The sequence below is a fragment of the Inhella proteolytica genome, from assembly GCF_016093275.1.
GTDB classification, from domain to species: Bacteria; Pseudomonadota; Gammaproteobacteria; order Burkholderiales; family Burkholderiaceae_C; genus Inhella; species Inhella proteolytica.
In genome coordinates, this window is the sequence record NZ_JAEDAK010000021.1 from 1 (window position 1) to 15,330 (window position 15,330).

18 protein-coding genes and 1 pseudogene are annotated in these 15,330 nt (G+C 68.9%); 14 read left to right on the plus strand and 5 right to left on the minus strand.

All coding sequences use genetic code 11. From position 1 onward, the window contains the following. Nucleotides 1-867 (minus strand): annotated as a pseudogene (locus I7X39_RS20630) (hypothetical protein); the annotation flags it as partial. Between the two features lie 209 nt (nt 868-1,076). On the opposite strand from I7X39_RS20630, the gene I7X39_RS20635 reads away from it, so the two are divergent. Next, nucleotides 1,077-1,226: a hypothetical protein gene (locus tag I7X39_RS20635; RefSeq protein WP_198113138.1), complete on the plus strand. Its 150-nt coding sequence runs from the start codon at nt 1,077-1,079 to the stop codon at nt 1,224-1,226. Nucleotides 1,227-1,292: 66 nt separating this feature from the next. Here the strand turns inward: I7X39_RS20635 and I7X39_RS20640 are convergent, their stop codons facing one another. Genes I7X39_RS20640 through I7X39_RS20650 form a run of 3 tightly spaced genes read right to left on the minus strand, consistent with a single transcriptional unit; the run spans nt 1,293 to nt 4,196 of the window. Continuing rightward, nucleotides 1,293-2,732: an NAD(P)(+) transhydrogenase (Re/Si-specific) subunit beta gene (locus tag I7X39_RS20640; protein ID WP_198113140.1), complete on the minus strand. Its 1,440-nt coding sequence runs from the start codon at nt 2,730-2,732 to the stop codon at nt 1,293-1,295. A 1-nt stretch (nt 2,733) separates the two neighbouring features. Then, on the minus strand, nt 2,734-3,054 hold the full coding sequence (locus I7X39_RS20645) for an NAD(P) transhydrogenase subunit alpha part 2 (RefSeq protein ID WP_198113141.1): 321 nt from the start codon (nt 3,052-3,054) through the stop codon (nt 2,734-2,736). A gap of 11 nt (nt 3,055-3,065) precedes the next feature. Then, nucleotides 3,066-4,196 carry a Re/Si-specific NAD(P)(+) transhydrogenase subunit alpha gene (locus tag I7X39_RS20650; protein ID WP_198113143.1) on the minus strand — a complete coding sequence of 377 codons (1,131 nt, stop codon included), beginning with the start codon at nt 4,194-4,196 and terminating at the stop codon, nt 3,066-3,068. Between the two features lie 167 nt (nt 4,197-4,363). Here I7X39_RS20650 and I7X39_RS20655 point away from each other — a divergent pair, with 167 nt between their 5' ends. The 7 genes from I7X39_RS20655 (at nt 4,364) to I7X39_RS20685 (ending at nt 9,932) form a co-directional block, all read left to right on the plus strand. Next, entirely contained in the window at nt 4,364-5,905 is a 1,542-nt protein-coding gene (locus I7X39_RS20655) for a methyl-accepting chemotaxis protein (RefSeq protein WP_198113145.1), read from the plus strand. A gap of 1 nt (nt 5,906) precedes the next feature. Next, a complete protein-coding gene (locus I7X39_RS20660; RefSeq protein WP_198113147.1) occupies nt 5,907-6,383 on the plus strand; it encodes an NUDIX domain-containing protein in 477 nt (158 codons plus the stop codon). Beyond that, the gene (locus I7X39_RS20665; protein WP_198113148.1) at nt 6,380-6,727 is read left to right on the plus strand and encodes a YciI family protein; all 348 of its coding nucleotides are present in this window, start codon (nt 6,380-6,382) and stop codon (nt 6,725-6,727) included. The genes I7X39_RS20660 and I7X39_RS20665 overlap by 4 nt, the downstream gene beginning before the upstream one ends. A 52-nt stretch (nt 6,728-6,779) precedes the next feature. Next, nucleotides 6,780-7,199 (plus strand): DUF1801 domain-containing protein, encoded by a 420-nt coding sequence (locus I7X39_RS20670; protein WP_198113149.1) that lies wholly within the window; start codon nt 6,780-6,782, stop codon nt 7,197-7,199. Then, nucleotides 7,196-7,843, plus strand: a complete 648-nt coding sequence (locus I7X39_RS20675; protein WP_198113150.1) for a dihydrofolate reductase family protein — start codon at nt 7,196-7,198, stop codon at nt 7,841-7,843. The genes I7X39_RS20670 and I7X39_RS20675 overlap by 4 nt, the downstream gene beginning before the upstream one ends. Nucleotides 7,844-7,914: 71 nt before the next feature. After that, nucleotides 7,915-8,643: a MerR family transcriptional regulator gene (locus I7X39_RS20680; protein WP_198113151.1), complete on the plus strand. Its 729-nt coding sequence runs from the start codon at nt 7,915-7,917 to the stop codon at nt 8,641-8,643. Next, nucleotides 8,640-9,932 carry an MFS transporter gene (locus tag I7X39_RS20685; protein WP_198113152.1) on the plus strand — a complete coding sequence of 431 codons (1,293 nt, stop codon included), beginning with the start codon at nt 8,640-8,642 and terminating at the stop codon, nt 9,930-9,932. Before I7X39_RS20680 ends, I7X39_RS20685 begins: the two co-directional genes overlap by 4 nt. Before the next feature lie 15 nt (nt 9,933-9,947). Here I7X39_RS20685 and I7X39_RS20690 read toward each other — a convergent pair whose 3' ends face one another. Beyond that, nucleotides 9,948-10,238, minus strand: a complete 291-nt coding sequence (locus I7X39_RS20690) for a DUF2277 domain-containing protein (RefSeq protein ID WP_198113153.1) — start codon at nt 10,236-10,238, stop codon at nt 9,948-9,950. 196 nt (nt 10,239-10,434) lie between these two features. Here I7X39_RS20690 and I7X39_RS20695 point away from each other — a divergent pair, with 196 nt between their 5' ends. The 6 genes from I7X39_RS20695 to I7X39_RS20720 all read left to right on the plus strand — a co-directional run bounded on the left by I7X39_RS20695 (nt 10,435) and on the right by I7X39_RS20720 (nt 15,318). Beyond that, entirely contained in the window at nt 10,435-10,932 is a 498-nt protein-coding gene (locus I7X39_RS20695; RefSeq protein WP_198113154.1) for a YfbM family protein, read from the plus strand. A 67-nt stretch (nt 10,933-10,999) separates the two neighbouring features. Then, a complete protein-coding gene (locus I7X39_RS20700) occupies nt 11,000-12,541 on the plus strand; it encodes a KAP family P-loop NTPase fold protein (protein WP_198113155.1) in 1,542 nt (513 codons plus the stop codon). Between the two features lie 170 nt (nt 12,542-12,711). After that, nucleotides 12,712-13,143 (plus strand): YciI family protein, encoded by a 432-nt coding sequence (locus I7X39_RS20705; RefSeq protein WP_198113156.1) that lies wholly within the window; start codon nt 12,712-12,714, stop codon nt 13,141-13,143. Beyond that, nucleotides 13,140-14,411, plus strand: coding sequence for an RNA polymerase sigma factor (locus I7X39_RS20710; RefSeq protein ID WP_198113157.1), 1,272 nt, complete (start codon nt 13,140-13,142; stop codon nt 14,409-14,411). The genes I7X39_RS20705 and I7X39_RS20710 overlap by 4 nt, the downstream gene beginning before the upstream one ends. Next, the gene (locus I7X39_RS20715; RefSeq protein ID WP_198113158.1) at nt 14,412-14,801 is read left to right on the plus strand and encodes a VOC family protein; all 390 of its coding nucleotides are present in this window, start codon (nt 14,412-14,414) and stop codon (nt 14,799-14,801) included. It begins immediately after the preceding gene. 64 nt (nt 14,802-14,865) lie between these two features. Continuing rightward, nucleotides 14,866-15,318: a VOC family protein gene (locus I7X39_RS20720; RefSeq protein WP_198113159.1), complete on the plus strand. Its 453-nt coding sequence runs from the start codon at nt 14,866-14,868 to the stop codon at nt 15,316-15,318. Nucleotides 15,319-15,330: the final 12 nt, after the last annotated feature.

Genomic DNA, 15,330 nt, shown 5'->3' on the forward strand with positions numbered 1-15,330 from the left:
GGGCACCAGGGTGGCCAGCGCGGGCAGGCCCTTGGCCACGGGCGCCACCAGCGCGGCGGGGGGGGCGCTGGCGGCCCGGGCCGCGGGGACCGTGAGCGGGCCGCTGCGGCGGGCCGAGAGCGCCGGGCGGGGTCCGGACTCGCTGGGCATCTGCAGGGTGCGCAGTGCCGGCGTCACCGGCTCTGCTTCCGCTTCTGCTTCGGGCTCGGCGCTGGGCGTGGGCAGTTCCACGGCGGCGGGGCGGGCCTGCAGCTCGGCGCTGGGGCTCGGCGCCGGCGCGGCGATCCGTTCGCTCAGCGGTGCGGCGCGGTTGGCACGGGGCGCGGGCAAGGCCTCCTGCGGCAGCGCCAGCACGGGGGCCGGTGCCGGGGCCTCGGGGGGGCTGGGCGTGGGCGGTGCCGGTGCCGCGATGGGCGCGGGTGCCGTGGGCGCAGGGGGTGGCGCGGGCAGGTCGCGGTCGCCATCGCCGCGGGTGCCGGCGCTGTCGGTGTCGGGGCGGCTCGGGTCGGGCGGCAGTTCCTGCGGCTTCCAGGTGCCCAGCTGGGCCGCGCCAGGGCCGTTCGGGGTGCTGGGGTCGGGCGCGCGCAGGCGGCCGCCGTGGCGGGTGGTCTTGGCGTCGCCCGGCGGGCCGGCCTGTGGGGCGGGCGGCGTCGGGGTCGTCTGGCCGGGGCCGGGCTCGCCACGGCCCAGGGTCACCACCTCCAGATCTCCCCAGCCGCCTTGCCCGGTCTCGTTGGGCCCGGGCTGGGTGCCGATGCTCAGCACCAGCCACAGATGCAGCAGCGCCGACAGCACCAGGAAGCGCGGCAGCTTGCCGTCATCCAGCAGGAAGGCAGAGCGATGGGGCAGGGCGGGCGACAGGGGCACGGGCGAAGCGGAGCGGCGAGGGCCCATTGTGCTCACCCCACCGCGGCTGTGCCCGCGCAGGGGCAGGGCCCGGGCGGCCCGCAAGCCCGGCCGTGGTGTGCGGTTTGGCGCAGCCGGCGCGTGCGGCGCCGCGGCGCTGCGGCCGGGCTTGGGGATGATCCGCGCCCCACCACCTCGGCGCCCCGTCGCCCGGCGTTCCACGTCCCGCCATGAAGACTTCCTATCTGCTTGCCGCCATCCTGACCCTCAGCGTCATCGCCGCCCTGATGGCCTCCCGCGCTCTGAAGACCGGCGCCCTGCTGGCGGTGGCCGCGCTGGCGCTGCTGGGCCTGCTGAACCTGCACGGGCTGCTGCGCTGAGGCGTGCGGCCAAGCCATGAAAAAGGGCGCCCGGGGGCGCCCTTCACGGGGTCAAGGCAGGGGGGCTTACTCCACCGCCTTCACCATGTCTTCGACGACCTTCTTCGCGTCGCCGAACACCATCATGGTCTTGTCCATGTAGAACAGCTCGTTGTCCAGGCCGGCGTAGCCGGCCGCCATCGAGCGCTTGTTGACGATGATGGTCTTGGCCTTGTAGGCCTCCAGGATCGGCATGCCGTAGATGGGCGAGCCCTTGACCATGGCGGCGGGGTTCACGACGTCGTTGGCGCCCAGCACGATGGCCACGTCGACCTGGCCAAACTCGCCGTTGATGTCCTCCATCTCGAACACCTGGTCGTAGGGCACCTCGGCCTCGGCCAGCAGCACGTTCATGTGGCCGGGCATGCGGCCGGCCACCGGGTGGATGGCGTACTTCACCGTGATGCCCTTGTGCGTGAGCTTCTCGGCCAGCTCCTTGACCGCATGCTGCGCACGCGCCACCGCCAGGCCGTAGCCGGGCACGATGACGACGGTCTCGGCGTTGCCCAAGATGAAGGCGGCGTCGTCGGCGCTGCCGCTCTTCACATTGCGCTGCTGCTGCGCGCCCTGGGCCGTGGCGGTCTCGCCGCCGAAGCCACCCAGGATGACGCTGAAGAAGCTGCGGTTCATGGCCTTGCACATGATGTAGCTCAGGATCGCGCCCGAACTGCCCACCAGCGAGCCGGCAATGATCAGCATGCTGTTGCCCAGGCTGAAGCCGATGCCCGCTGCGGCCCAGCCGGAGTAGCTGTTCAGCATCGAGACCACCACCGGCATGTCGGCGCCGCCGATGGGGATGATGATCAGCACGCCCAGCACGAAGGCCAGCACGCACACCGCCATGAAGGCGTTCCAGTTCTCGCTGGCCATGAAGTAGCCGATCAGGCCCAACATGGCCAGGCCCAGCACGGCATTGAGCGCGTGCTGGCCGCTGAACTGCACCGGCGCGCCCTGGAACAGGCGGAACTTGTACTTGCCGCTGAGCTTGCCGAAGGCGATCACCGAACCGCTGAAGGTGATGGCACCGATGGCTGCGCCCAGGCAGAGCTCCAGCCGGTTGCCCATCGGGATGGCGGCGCCCTTGGCCAGGCCGGGGATCAGCGCATAGGGCTCGGCCACCGCGGCCACGGCGATGGCCACCGCCGCCAGGCCGATCATGCTGTGCATGAAGGCCACGAGCTCGGGCATCTTGGTCATCTCGACCTTGTTCGCCATGTAGGCGCCCAGGCCGCCGCCAATCAGCAGACCCACCAGCACATAGCTCAGGCCGAACCATTCATTGGCCGCGCCGAGCTGCTTGGCCAGGGTGCCGATCAGCGCCGCCGTGGTGACCGAAGCGATGGCCATGCCGACCATGCCGAACAGATTGCCGCGGATCGAGGTGGTGGGGTGGCTCAGGCCCTTGAGCGCCTGGATGAAGCAGACCGAGGCGACGAGGTAGAGCAGGGTGACGAGGTTCATCGACATCTCAATGACCCTCCTTCGCGGCCGCGGGCTTCTTGTCCTTCTTCTTGAACATCTCCAGCATCCGGCGCGTCACCAGAAAGCCGCCGAACACGTTCACCGCGGCCAGCGCCACGGCCAGGGTGCCCATGAACTTGCCGAGGTTCGTCTCGGTCAGCGCCGCGGCCAGCATGGCGCCGACGATGACGATGGCCGAGATCGCGTTCGTCACCGCCATCAGCGGCGTGTGCAGCGCGGGCGTGACGTTCCAGACCACGTGGTAGCCCACGTAGATGGCGAGCACGAAGATGATCAGGTTGATCAGGGTGGGGGATACGGCGTCCATGGCCTCTCTCCTTACTTGCGCTTCACTTCACCGCCCTGGGCCATCAGGCAGGCGGTGACGATGTCGTCGTCCGTGGGCAGGGTGAACTTGGCTTCCTTGTCGATGACGAGCTTGAGGAAGTCCAGCACGTTGCGGGCGTAGAGCGCCGAGCTGTCGGCGGCCACGGTGGCGGGGATGTTGGTTTCGCCAATGATCGTGACGCCATGCACCTGCACGGTCTGGTTGGCGACCGTGAGCGGACAGTTGCCGCCCACGCCACCGGGGCCGCGGCCGGCGGCGATGTCGACGATCACCGAGCCAGGCTTCATGCTCTTGACCATCTCCTCGCTCACCAGCGTGGGTGCCGGGCGGCCGGGGATCAGCGCGGTGCTGATCACCACATCGGCCGCGGCCACGCGCTTGGCCACCTCCACCGCCTGGCGCGCCAGCCAGCTCGGCGGCATGGGCTTGGCGTAGCCGCCCACACCCTCGGCGGCTTCCTTCTCTTCCGCCGTCTCGTAGGGCACCTCGATGAACTTGGCGCCGAGTGATTCGACCTGCTCCTTCACCGAAGGACGCACGTCCGAAGCCTCGATCACCGCGCCCAGGCGCTTGGCGGTGGCGATGGCCTGCAGGCCGGCCACGCCCACGCCCAGGATGACGACGCGTGCGGCCTTGATGGTGCCGGCCGCCGTCATGAGCATCGGGAACAGCTTGGGGTAATGGTTGGCCGCCATCAGCACGGCCTTGTAGCCGGCCAGGTTGGCCTGAGAGCTCAGCACGTCCATGCTCTGCGCGCGCGTGGTGCGCGGCGCGGCTTCGAGCGCGAAGGCGGTCAGGCCGGCCTGGGCCATGGCCTGCAGGCCCTCGGCGTCGAAGGGGTTGAGCATGCCCACCAGCACGCTGCCGCTCTTCATCAGCGCCAGCTCAGCCGCGTTCGGGCGCTGCACCTTCAGCACCAGCTCGGCCGCAAAAGCGCCAGCGGCATCGGTGAGCTCGCAGCCCACGGCCTCGTAGGCGGCATCGGTGCAGGCGGCGGCCAGGCCGGCGCCGCGCTCCACCCGCACCGTATGACCTTGGGCCTTGTACTTCTTGGCGGTTTCCGGGGTCACAGCCACCCGGGTCTCTCCCGCCGCGCTTTCACGCGGGACTCCAATCAGCATGCGCTTCTCCTCGCAAGGGGCGCCGCAGCTTACACGCGCCGTTTGACGAGTCTTCGTGGGGATTCCAGCCTGCTGTCGCGTCGGCGTGCCAGGGGCCCGCCCTCTGGCGCGGCTGGGTGCGGAGCGCTAGGCTGGCGCGGCGGCTCGCCGCCGCAGGGGAGACCAAAATGAACCTGAACCGCATGCGCGTGGGCCAGCGTCTGGGCCTGGGCTTTGGTTTGATGGCGCTGCTGCTGGCGCTCAGCCTCGGGGTGGCGATCCAGCGCCTGAACCGCATGGAGGCCGCCAAGGTCGAGGTGCTGGAGCTGGAGCGCCGGGCCGCCCTGGCCGAGGCCTGGATGAAGAACACCGAGCTGAACGCCAACCGCGCGCTGGCGATCGCCAAATCGGGCTACCACGAGGCGGTGGTCAAGCACTTCGATCCGCTGGTCAAGGCCACCACGGCCACCATCAGCGAGATCCAGAAGCGCATCGAAGCCGCGGTGAGCAGCGAGCGCGGCAAGGCCCTGATGGGCGAGATCGCCGAGCGCCGCAAGGACTACATCGCCAAGCGCAACCAGATCTTCGACCAGCTCAAGGGCGGCGACCTGGAGGGTGGGCAGCAGAAGGTCGACACCGACATGCTGCCCGCCGTGCAGGCCTATGTGAAGGCGCTGGAGAACTTCGTCGGCTTCCAGCGCGAGCTGGCCCAGGCGGCCACCGCACGCGCCGCCGCCGACAAGGCCTTTGCCCAGACCGTGCTGGTGCTGATGCTGGTGGTCTGCCTGGCCGTGGCTTTCGGTGCGGGCTGGCTCATCACCCGCTCCGTCACCGGCCCGCTGCAGGCTGCGCGACGCCGCACCGAGGCGATCGCCAACGGCGATCTCACCGTGGACGTGGTGGCCGAAGGCGCCGACGAACTGGCCGAGATGCTGCGCAGCCTGGAACAGATGCAGCAGCGCCTGCGCAGCCTGGTGGGCGAGATCCGCTCCGGCACCGAGGGCATCAACACCGCCTCGCACGAGATCGCCAGCGGCAGCCAGGACCTTTCCCAGCGCACCGAGCAGGCCGCCAGCAATCTGCAGCAGACCGCCAGCTCGCTCGAACAGATCACCACCACCGCCCGCCACGCGGCCGATTCCGCCGCCCAGGCCAACCAGCTGGCCGGCAGCGCCGCCCAGGTGGCGCGCCGCGGCGGCGCGGTGGTGCACCAGGTGGTCGAGACCATGGGCGCCATCAACGACAGCTCACGCCGCATTGCCGACATCATCGGCACCATCGACGGCATCGCCTTCCAGACCAACATCCTGGCGCTGAACGCCGCCGTGGAGGCCGCGCGCGCCGGCGAGCAGGGCCGCGGCTTCGCGGTGGTCGCCGGCGAAGTCCGCCTGCTGGCCCAGCGCAGCGCCGAGGCCGCCAAGGAGATCAAGACCCTGATCGGCAACAGCGTCGAGCGCGTGGAGGCCGGCAGCAAGCTCGTCGGCGAGGCCGGCGCCACCATGCAGGAGATCGTCGACAGCGTGCAGCGCGTCACCGACATCATTGGCGAAATCAGCGCCGCCACGCAGGAGCAAAGCTCGGGCATCGGCCATGTGAACGAGGCGGTGACGCAGCTCGATCAGGTGACGCAGCAGAATGCCGCGCTGGTCGAGCAGTCGGCCGCTGCGGCCGAAAGCCTCAGCGAGCAGGCCACTCGGGTCGCCGCCTCCGTCGCCGTCTTCAGAACTTGATATGTCCGCACGCTGGAAGCCCAATGTCACTGTCGCCGCCTACATCGAACACGAGGGCAAGCTGCTCTGGGTGCGCGAGCTGACCTCGCGCGACGGCATCCGCATCAACAACGCCGCCGGCCATCTGGAAGCCGATGAAGACCCGCTGCAGGCGGTCTGCCGCGAGGTGCTCGAAGAGACCGGTCGGCCCTTCCGGCCCGAAGCCATCCTGGGCTTCTACCTGAGCGACACCCGCTTCACCGACGGCGAACCGGTGCGCTTCCTGCGCATCGCCTTCGTCGGCACCGTGGGCGCGGTGGAACGCGAGCAGCTCGATGAGCCCATCATCGAAACCCTGCTGCTCAGCGCCGCCGAGATCCGCGCGCGCCCGCACGAGCTGCGCTCGCCGCTGATGCTGCGCGGGCTCGATGACTACGAAGCGGGGCGGCGCTTTCCGCTCGATCTGATCCGCGTGCAACCCGAACCCGGCCGCCCATGAGCTACGCCCTCGTCATCCTCGAAGCACATGGCCAGCGCGCCGAACGCGGCCTGGAGGGCGGCCAGGCCGCCTATGCGGCCATGCTGGCCTTTGCCGAACAACTGAAGGCGCGCGGCCAGCTCGTCATGACCCAGGCGCTCAGCACCGAGCAGACGCGGGTGCGCCGCAGCGCTGGCGGTGTGGAGGTGCTGGACGGCCCCTTCATCGAGGCCAAGGAACTGGTGGGCGGCATCTTCCTGCTGCAGAACGTCAGCCGCGAGCAGGCGCTGCAGATCGCCGCCGAATGCCCGGCCGCCGCTTGGGCCACCGTGGAAGTGCGCGCCCTCGGCCCCTGTTTCACCTGAGTGTGTCGAAACCGGCGGGCCTGCTTCGTCGTACCCGAACCGGAGCCCCGCCATGCACCCCGACATCGCCCAGTACCACGCCCAGCTTCCCGAAGGCCAGCGCGCCCTCTGCGAAGGCCTGGCCCAGGCCATCGATGCGCAGCTGCACGGCGCCGAGAGCAAGGTCTGGCATGCCCATCCGGTCTGGTTCCTGGCCGGCAACCCCATCGTCGGCTACAGCCTGCAGAAGCCCGGCATCCGCCTGATGTTCTGGAGCGGCGCCGGTTTCGACGAGCCGGCGCTGAACGTTCTGGGCGCCAAGTTCAAGGATGCCTCGGTGTTCTTCAACACCTGGGGCGAGGTGGACCCCGAGGCCTTGCGGCGCTGGCTGGACAAGGCCGCGCGCATCCAGTGGGACTACCAGAACCTGGTGCGCCGCAAGGGCCGGCTGGAACGCCTGCCCACCCCTGCTGAAACCGGACTTTCGCCATGACACAGATCCGCGTCGACTGCTATTCCATTTCCGCCGATGGCTTCGGTGCGGGCCCGGCGCAAAGCCTGGAGCACCCGCTCGGCCGCGGGGGCACGCAGCTGCATGAATGGGTGTTCCCCACGCGCGCCTTTCGCACCCGGGTGCTGGGACTGGCAGGCGGCGAAACCGGCGTGGACGACGGCTTCGCCGCGCGTGGCTTCGAGAACCTGGGTGCCTGGATCCTCGGCCGCAATATGTTCGGCCCGCTGCGCGGACCCTGGCCGGATGAAAGCTGGCGCGGCTGGTGGGGCGACAGCCCGCCCTATGGCGTGCCGGTGTTCGTGCTGACCCACCACGCGCGGCCCAGCCTGGAGATGCAGGGCGGCACCGTCTTCCACTTCGTCACCGCTGGCTTCGAGGCCGCGCTGCAGCAGGCCCGTGCCGCCGCCGCGGGGCGCGACGTGCGCATCGGCGGCGGTGCGGCCACCTTGCGCCAGGCCCTGCAGGCGGGTTCGATCGACCGCCTGCACATCGCCCAGTCCCCCGTGCTGGTGGGGCAGGGCGAGCCGCTGTGGGCCGGGCTGGACCTGCCGGCGCTGGGCTATCGAATGACCGAGGTGGTGCCCGGCGAGCGCGCCACGCATCTGCGCATCGAACGCGGCTGAATCTGGCTGAAAGCGCTTGACCCTCACGCAGCGTGAGGCTCCATGATCCGGGCTCGCTCACCGCCCCGCTCATGGACTACACCGTCGGCGAACTCGCCAAGAAGGCCGGACTGACCGTCCGCACCCTGCACCACTATGAACAGCTCGGCCTGCTCGTGCCCTCGGGGCGCAGCGAGGCCGGCTACCGCCTCTACAGCGCGGCCGACGTGCGCCGCCTGCACCGCGTGCTGGCCTACCGACAGTCCGGCCTGGCGCTGAAGGACATCGCCGCCCTGCTGCAGACCGACAGCCCGCCGCTGCGCGAGCTGCTGGAGCGCCAGATCGCGCAGGTGGAGGGCGAGATCGAGCGCCGCCAGCGCCTGCTGCGCGCGCTGCGCCATGTGGCCAAGCAGGCGCATGAAGGCGAGGAGGGCCTGAGCGAGCACCTGCTCAGCGCCATGAGCCTGATGCGCCTGATGGAGCAGCACTTCAGCCCGGCGGAGCTGACCGTGCTGGCGCGCCGCCGGGCCCAGTTGGGCGAGCAGAAGATCGAGGCGCTGGAGGCCGAATGGCCGGCGCTGATCCGCCGCGCGCAGGCGCTGCTGGACGGCGGCACGCCGCCCAGCGACCCCGAGGTGGCCGGCATCGCCAGGCGCTGGCGCGAACTGGCCCAGCTCTTCATCGGCGACCAGCCGCAATTCCGAGCCAAGGTCCAGGCCATGTACGCCCAGGACGGCGACCTGCAGCGCAAGACCGGCGTGACCCCGCAGCTGATTGCCTACCTCCGGCAGTCCCTTCCCCAAGAGAAACCGACGCCATGAACCCCGAAGTCCTGTTATCCGGCCCCGCGCCGGAGGCCCCGCCACGTCTGCTTGCGAACCGCAACTTCCGCTGGCTGCTCGGCGGCGGCCTGCTCTCCATGCTGGGCGACCAGTTCACGCTGATCGCCTTGCCCTGGCTGGTGCTGCGGCTGACCGGCGACCCCGTCACCCTGGGCCTGGTGCTGGCCGTGATGGGCCTGCCGCGCGCCGCCTTCATCCTGGTGGGCGGCGCGCTGGTGGACCGCCATTCGCCGCAGCACGTGCTGCTGCTCACCAAGCTGCTCAATGCCCTGTGGGTGGGCCTGCTGGCGGTGCTGGTGCTCAGCGGGGCGCTGCAGCTGGGGGTGGTCTACGCGCTGGCGCTGGCCATCGGCCTCACCACCGCCTTCAGCTACCCCGCAGGCAGCTCCATCCTGCCGCTGAGCCTGCCGGCGCCGCTGCTGCGCGCCGCCAATTGCAGCTTCATGGCGCTGCGCCAGTTCAGTGTGCTCATCGGCCCGCTGCTGGCCGGCGGGCTGATTGCGCTGCTGGCCGAGCCCGGCGCCCGCGGCCTGCAGGACGCGCGCGGCCTGGGCCTGGCCTTCGGCTTCGATGCACTGAGCTTTCTGGTCTCCAGCTGGACCCTGAAGCAGGTGCGCCTGCTGCAACGCCCCGCGCCGGCCCACGCCCCGGTGGGGGCGGCCATTGCCGAGGCCCTGCGCCACTGCTGGCAGGACGTCGAGCTGCGCACCCTCTGCCTCTACTTCGCCGCCATCGGCTTCTTCGTCGGCGGGCCCATCCAGGTGGCGCTGCCGGTGCTGGCGCAGCAGCAGCTACCGGGCGGCGCCGCGGCCCTGGGCCTGCTGCTGGCCGGGCATGGCGGCGGCGTGCTGGTGGGCATGGCGCTCTCGGGCCTGCGGCGCCGGTTCGGCCTCGGCAATCTGGGGGCCACCGTGCTGCTGATTGACGCCATCGCTGGCTGTGTGTTCCTGCCCTTCGGCCATATCCACGCGGCCTGGCAGGGCGTATTGCTGCTGGCGCCGCTGGGGGCCATGGCCGGCTTCGTGCAGGTGGCCGTCTACACCTGGATGCAGCAGCGCGTGCCGCCGGCCATGCTGGGCCGCGCCATGGGCCTGTTCATGTTCCTGTTCATGGGCGTCGCGCCGCTGGCCGCCGCCGCCGCGGGGGCCGGCCTGGCGCTGTGGGGGCCGCAGGTGCTGTTCACCTTCAGCGGCCTGGCCCTGCTCGGGCTGGTGGCACTGGGGCTGCTGTTCACGCCGCTGCGGCGGCTGCGGGACGCGCCGGCCTGAGCCGGGGCGGCGCGCTCATTGCCGTTCCCCTCCGCGCGGTGATCCGAAGCGCGCCGCCGAGCGCTCCCGCGCCTTGGCGGCCTCTTCCTCGCGGTTCTTCGGCGTGGCCGTGGTGTGCAGGGCCGCAATCAACTCCCGCGTGCTTGCCGCCACCTGCTCCACCGCGCGCTCGAACGCAGCCTCATTGGCCTTGCTGGGCACGTTGAAGCCGCTGAGCTTGCGCACGAACTGCAGCGCCGCGTCGCGGATCTCCAGCTCGGTGGCCGGGGGCTCGAAGTTGAAGAGGGTGCGGATGTTGCGGCACATGGGGGCGGTCTTGCGAAGGGGTTTGGGCATTCTGCGCAGAACGGCGGCGTCGCCGCGGAGCGAGAACTGGACAGCGTAGGACTTTCCAGAGCGGCAGTTCGAAGCGCCTTCTGACTCTGAGCCTGCGGTACAACACGTCAGCGGCGGTTCGGCCAATTGGGCTGCAACGTCAAATCCAGAACTACGGGAGAGAACGATGGGAATGGTGGGTTGTTTTGCTGCCCTGCCAGCCGCGCAATTGGCGCAGCTGCAATCTGGTGAGCGATCGATTGAAGACTTCCTGTATCCAGATGACGGCGATGGGGAACCCGAGCACAGCATCGATGTGGATAAGGCATGGCACGGCCTGCACTACCTACTGACCGGCACCGCCTGGGGGGGCGACGCGCCTCTGTGTTTGGCCGTGCTGGGAGGCGAGGAGTTCGGTCCTGATGTGGGCTATGGCCCAGCTCGCGCGCTCACGGCTACGCAGGTGGCCAGCGTGGCTGCCGCACTGGCCGGATTGCCGGCCGACAAGCTGGCGAGTCGCTACCAGCCTGCCGATATGGCAAAGCTGGAGATTTATCCCGACGTCATCTGGGTGCGCGACGGAGCCGAGGCGTTGGACTACCTGCTGGAGAACTACCAGCAGTTGGTTGAGTTCTATCGTGACGCGGCGGCGCGGGGGGATGCGGTCATTCAATGGCTGAGCTGAACGCGTGCTGTTCGACACTGTCCTCAGAGCACTGCAGCAGTCAACAAAGATTTGCCGGTGATTGAACATGCAGCAGCCCATTCAAGAGGCTTCTTCACCTGATTCAAAGGTGTGGGCCGGCGACTTGTTTCAACGTCAGGACTTCGCAGATTTCCTGACGGGATACCTTGTGGCGAAGTCATGCCCGCCTGATGAAAAAGGGCATCGGCCGTTCTCTTTGGCCCTGAATGCAGGCTGGGGCAGGGGAAAGACCTTCTTTGTGAGTCGGTGGGCTGAACACCTATCGATCCAGTCTCCCCGCCACCCGGTGATGCACTTCAATGCTTGGGCCTCCGACGTAGCTGCCGACCCACTTGTTGCCTTCATGGCGGCCTTCAAGGTCGCGCTCGACCGGGAAGTCGACAAACTTGAATCGACGGCAGAAGCCAAGTTCGCGATTCAGGCGGGTGTGGAGAAGGTTGTTTCTGGTGTTCGACGAGCCTACCTGCCGGCCGCAAAAGTGGCCTTGAAGGGGGTTGTGAAGAAGCTAAGCGGCGTCGCACTTGATGAAGTCAGCGAGGCCTTGACCACAGGCGATGTGAACGTCGACGCTGGGCGGATTGAAGAGCTAAAGGCCGAAGGGCGCGATGCGGCCGAGAAGGGATTGGACGAGTTTTTCAAGAAGGCCTTGGCCGAGCAAAGTGATTTGCCACAGGTCATTTCAAGCCTCCGCATCGCGATTGAATCGACCCTTGCCCGCCTCGCTCAGGAAGGCAATCTGAAGCTCCCGATGTTCGTGTTTGTCGACGAGCTGGATCGCTGTCGGCCACCTTTCGCCATCGCACTGCTTGAAGGCATCAAGCATCTATTTGGGGTCAGAGGTGTTTGCTACGTCATTTCGACAAACCTCGATCAACTTGCGAAGGCAACCGGGGCGGTTTACGGATCGGGGTTCGACGGCGGCGGATACCTGAAGCGGTTCTTTGACGTGCAGTGCGAGTTGCCAACGCCGTCATCCTTGAGGTTCGCGCAGTTCCTGTTTTCCACCAGCCCAGTGATTGCTGCCGCAAGTGCAAACCTCGGCCATGGGCTGCCTGAAGGCGGGTTCACAGATTGCGACTGGGGTTCAGCTGAGCACTCGGCCCTTTGCTGGGTGGCCGATGAGTTCGGGCTCGATCTGCGTTCTCAAGAGCAAGTTTTTGGAGCTATTGAGGCGAGTGTCAGCACGCTCCGCGATGGCCGCATCCATTTGATTTGGTTGGCCACGTTGTGTGCGATTCGGCACAAGCACCCAGCGGTATTCGACGACATCACACGTCCGAACGGGTCGAACCTTACAAATGCGTGGGGTGTGATGGGTATTGCTGGCAGGCCACATTCCTACATGTCGTACGACTCACAAGCTGGGCGCCACGTACAGCGCACTGTGACCTTGCTAGAAGTGGCAGAGAGGTACTACAGGAATGCATTTAAGTGCGAGAAGCTAGAGAAGCGCACCCCTGCGCATGGGCTGGACTATCCGAATCACTGGCTTCAGCATCTTTCGTCGCTTGGTAGTCACTCCGAATTGTTCCGCTACTTCGCTGCCGTAAGTAGCGCAGGCTACCTGTCCAGGAGCGGAGCAGGCTAGCAGTTGGGTATTCGAGGTCTGGCCAATGCAGACAGCTTCTAGCGCGGGAGTGCCCCCAGTACGGGCTACTTTTTCTCAAGGGCCTCGCCGCGGTGTGTGCTGGTCTGACTTGTCGAAACGCGCCCGCCCCATCCGTCGTACCCCACACACCCTCACGACAGGAGCCCCCCATGCCCCGCTACATGATCCAAGTCCGCGCCACCCCCAGCAGCGAGGCCGGCGAGTTTCCCGATGACCCGACGCTGGTCACGCGCATGCTGGCCTTCCATGACGAGATGGCCAAGGCCGGGGTGCTGCTGGATGGTGCCGGCCTGCAGCCCTCCAGCCAGGGTTTCCGGGTGCGCTACACGGCGCAGGGCGAACCCGCGGTGATCGATGGCCCCTTTGCCGAGGCCAAGGAGCTGATCGCGGGCTACACGCTCATCGAAGTGCGCTCGCGCGAGGAGGCGCTGGCCTGGGCGCGGCGCTTCCCCTCGCCCTTTCCGGGCCAGGAATGCGCGATCGAGGTGCGGCCGCTGTTCTGCGAGACGCTGGACTGCCCGCCCGAGGAGGCCGAGCGCCAGCTGCGTGAGCAACTGGCCCAGATCCGCCAGGGCGGATGAGTGCTGCAGAGACGGTCCAGGCGGTCTGGCGGCTCGAAGCCGCCAAGATCGTCGGCGCGCTGACGCGCCTGACGCACGACCTGGCCCTGGCCGAGGACTGCGCGCAGGACGCCTTGCTGGCGGCGCTGGAGCATTGGCCGCGTGACGGCCTGCCACGCAACCCGGCCGCCTGGCTGATGACCACCGCCAAGCACCGCGCGCTCGACCGCCTGCGCCATGGCCAGATGGCCGCGCGTGAGCAGGGCGCGCTCGGGCAGGACCTGGATGCGAGGCGCGACATGATGGCCCCCGACACGCTCGAAATCATGCTGGCCGACGAGGCCGATCCGCTCGGTGATGACGTGCTCAAGCTGCTCTTCATCGCCTGCCACCCGGGCCTGGCGCGCGAGGCGCAATGGGCGTTGACGCTGCGCCTGGTCTGCGGCCTCACCACGGCAGAGATCGGCCGCGCGCTGCGTGCCAAGGAGGCCACGGTGGCGCAGCGCATCAGCCGCGCCAAGGCGCAGCTGGAGAAGCTCGATGCCCGCTTCGAGCTGCCGGATGCGGCCGAGCGCCAGGCCCGCCTGGCCCAGGTGCTGACCGTGCTCTACCTGATGTTCAACGAGGGCTACACGGCCACCGCCGGGCCGGACTGGATGCGCCCCGAGCTGTGCCTGGAAGCGCTGCGCCTGACGCGCATGCTGGCCGCACTCTGCCCGGGCGAGGCCGAGGCCTGCGGGCTGCAGGCGCTGATGGAGATCCAGGCCTCGCGCCTGCCGGCGCGCCTGGACGCGGCCGGCAAGCCCGTGCTGCTGCTGGACCAGGATCGCCGCCGCTGGGACCCGCTGCTGATCCGCCGCGGCCTGGCCGCACTGGCGCGCGCCCAGGGCCTGACGGCGCCGGGTTCGTTCACGCTGCAGGCCGCCATTGCCGCCTGCCATGCACGCGCCGCGCGGGCGGTGGACACGGACTGGGCCGCCATCGTGGCCGGCTACGACGAGCTGTTGGCCCTGCAGCCCGGCAACCCGGTGGTGGCGCTGAACCGCGCCGTGGCCGTGGGCATGGCCTTCGGGCCCGGCGCGGCGCTGCCCCTGGTGGAAGACTTGAGCGCCCAGGCCGCGCTGCAGGGCTACCCCTGGCTGCCCAGCGTGCACGCCGACCTGCTGATCAAGCTGGAGCGCCCGGCCGAGGCGGCCGCCGCGCTGCGGCAGGCGATTGCCTGGACCGACAACGAGGCCGAGCGCCAGCTGCTGGCCGAACGCCTGCAATCCCTGGAAGGGCGGCCCTGAATGCAACTCGACCACCTGACCGTGCCCGCCGCCGATGCGCGCACCGCCGCCACCCGCCTGGCCGAGCTGCTGGGCCTGCCCCATGGGCCAGCGGCGGTCGGGCCCTTCCATGCCGTCTATGTCAGCGACAGCCTGACGCTGGACTTCGACACCTGGCCCGAGCCCGTGCCGGCGCTGCATTACGCGCTGCGCGTCTCCGAGGCGGAGTTCGATGCCCTGGTGGCGCGCCTGCGTGCCGCCGGCGTGGGCTTGCGCAGCCGCCCGCATGGCCCCGAGGATGGGCAGGTCGGCGAACACGGCGGCGGCCGGCTGGTGTACTGGAACGATCCGGCTCCGCATGTCTGGGAGCTGCTAACCGTTTCTTACGCACGGGCGCCCGCGTCCGATTGATGCGGCTGTCGAAACCGGGCAGGCTCGAACGTCGTCCCACACCACCACCCCTCAGGAGAGAGCCATGTCCCGCGTCAGCACCTATCTGAACTACCCCGGCACCACCGAGGCCGCCTTCGCGCTCTACAAGCAGGTGTTCGGCACCGACTACGAGGTGCCCCCGGTGCGCTTCGGCAGCATGCCGGCCCAGCCGGGCCAGCCCGAGATGTCGGCCGCCGACCAGCAGAAGATCCTGCATGTGGCGCTGCCCATCCTGGGTGGCCACGTCATCATGGGCACCGATGTCATCGAAGGCCCGGGCTGCGGCAAGTACGAGCCGGGCAACCACATCACCCTGAACCTGGAACCCGACAGCCGCGCCGAGGCCGACCGCCTGTATGCCGCGCTGAGCGAAGGCGGCAGCGCCGACGCCCCGATGGCCGACATGTTCTGGGGCGCCTACTGGGGCGTGCTGGTGGACCGCTTCGGCCTGCGCTGGATGATCAACGTCGATCACGCCAAGGATCCGGCGAAGTAATCCGCATCAGGA

Coding starts and splice junctions, on each gene's coding strand:
- I7X39_RS20635 (WP_198113138.1), top strand. CDS start 1,077: ATGAAGACTTCCTATCTGCTTGCCGCCATCCTGACCCTCAGCGTCATC.
- I7X39_RS20640 (WP_198113140.1), bottom strand. CDS start 2,732: ATGTCGATGAACCTCGTCACCCTGCTCTACCTCGTCGCCTCGGTCTGC.
- I7X39_RS20645 (WP_198113141.1), bottom strand. CDS start 3,054: ATGGACGCCGTATCCCCCACCCTGATCAACCTGATCATCTTCGTGCTC.
- I7X39_RS20650 (WP_198113143.1), bottom strand. CDS start 4,196: ATGCTGATTGGAGTCCCGCGTGAAAGCGCGGCGGGAGAGACCCGGGTG.
- I7X39_RS20655 (WP_198113145.1), top strand. CDS start 4,364: ATGAACCTGAACCGCATGCGCGTGGGCCAGCGTCTGGGCCTGGGCTTT.
- I7X39_RS20660 (WP_198113147.1), top strand. CDS start 5,907: ATGTCCGCACGCTGGAAGCCCAATGTCACTGTCGCCGCCTACATCGAA.
- I7X39_RS20665 (WP_198113148.1), top strand. CDS start 6,380: ATGAGCTACGCCCTCGTCATCCTCGAAGCACATGGCCAGCGCGCCGAA.
- I7X39_RS20670 (WP_198113149.1), top strand. CDS start 6,780: ATGCACCCCGACATCGCCCAGTACCACGCCCAGCTTCCCGAAGGCCAG.
- I7X39_RS20675 (WP_198113150.1), top strand. CDS start 7,196: ATGACACAGATCCGCGTCGACTGCTATTCCATTTCCGCCGATGGCTTC.
- I7X39_RS20680 (WP_198113151.1), top strand. CDS start 7,915: ATGGACTACACCGTCGGCGAACTCGCCAAGAAGGCCGGACTGACCGTC.
- I7X39_RS20685 (WP_198113152.1), top strand. CDS start 8,640: ATGAACCCCGAAGTCCTGTTATCCGGCCCCGCGCCGGAGGCCCCGCCA.
- I7X39_RS20690 (WP_198113153.1), bottom strand. CDS start 10,238: ATGTGCCGCAACATCCGCACCCTCTTCAACTTCGAGCCCCCGGCCACC.
- I7X39_RS20695 (WP_198113154.1), top strand. CDS start 10,435: ATGGGAATGGTGGGTTGTTTTGCTGCCCTGCCAGCCGCGCAATTGGCG.
- I7X39_RS20700 (WP_198113155.1), top strand. CDS start 11,000: ATGCAGCAGCCCATTCAAGAGGCTTCTTCACCTGATTCAAAGGTGTGG.
- I7X39_RS20705 (WP_198113156.1), top strand. CDS start 12,712: ATGCCCCGCTACATGATCCAAGTCCGCGCCACCCCCAGCAGCGAGGCC.
- I7X39_RS20710 (WP_198113157.1), top strand. CDS start 13,140: ATGAGTGCTGCAGAGACGGTCCAGGCGGTCTGGCGGCTCGAAGCCGCC.
- I7X39_RS20715 (WP_198113158.1), top strand. CDS start 14,412: ATGCAACTCGACCACCTGACCGTGCCCGCCGCCGATGCGCGCACCGCC.
- I7X39_RS20720 (WP_198113159.1), top strand. CDS start 14,866: ATGTCCCGCGTCAGCACCTATCTGAACTACCCCGGCACCACCGAGGCC.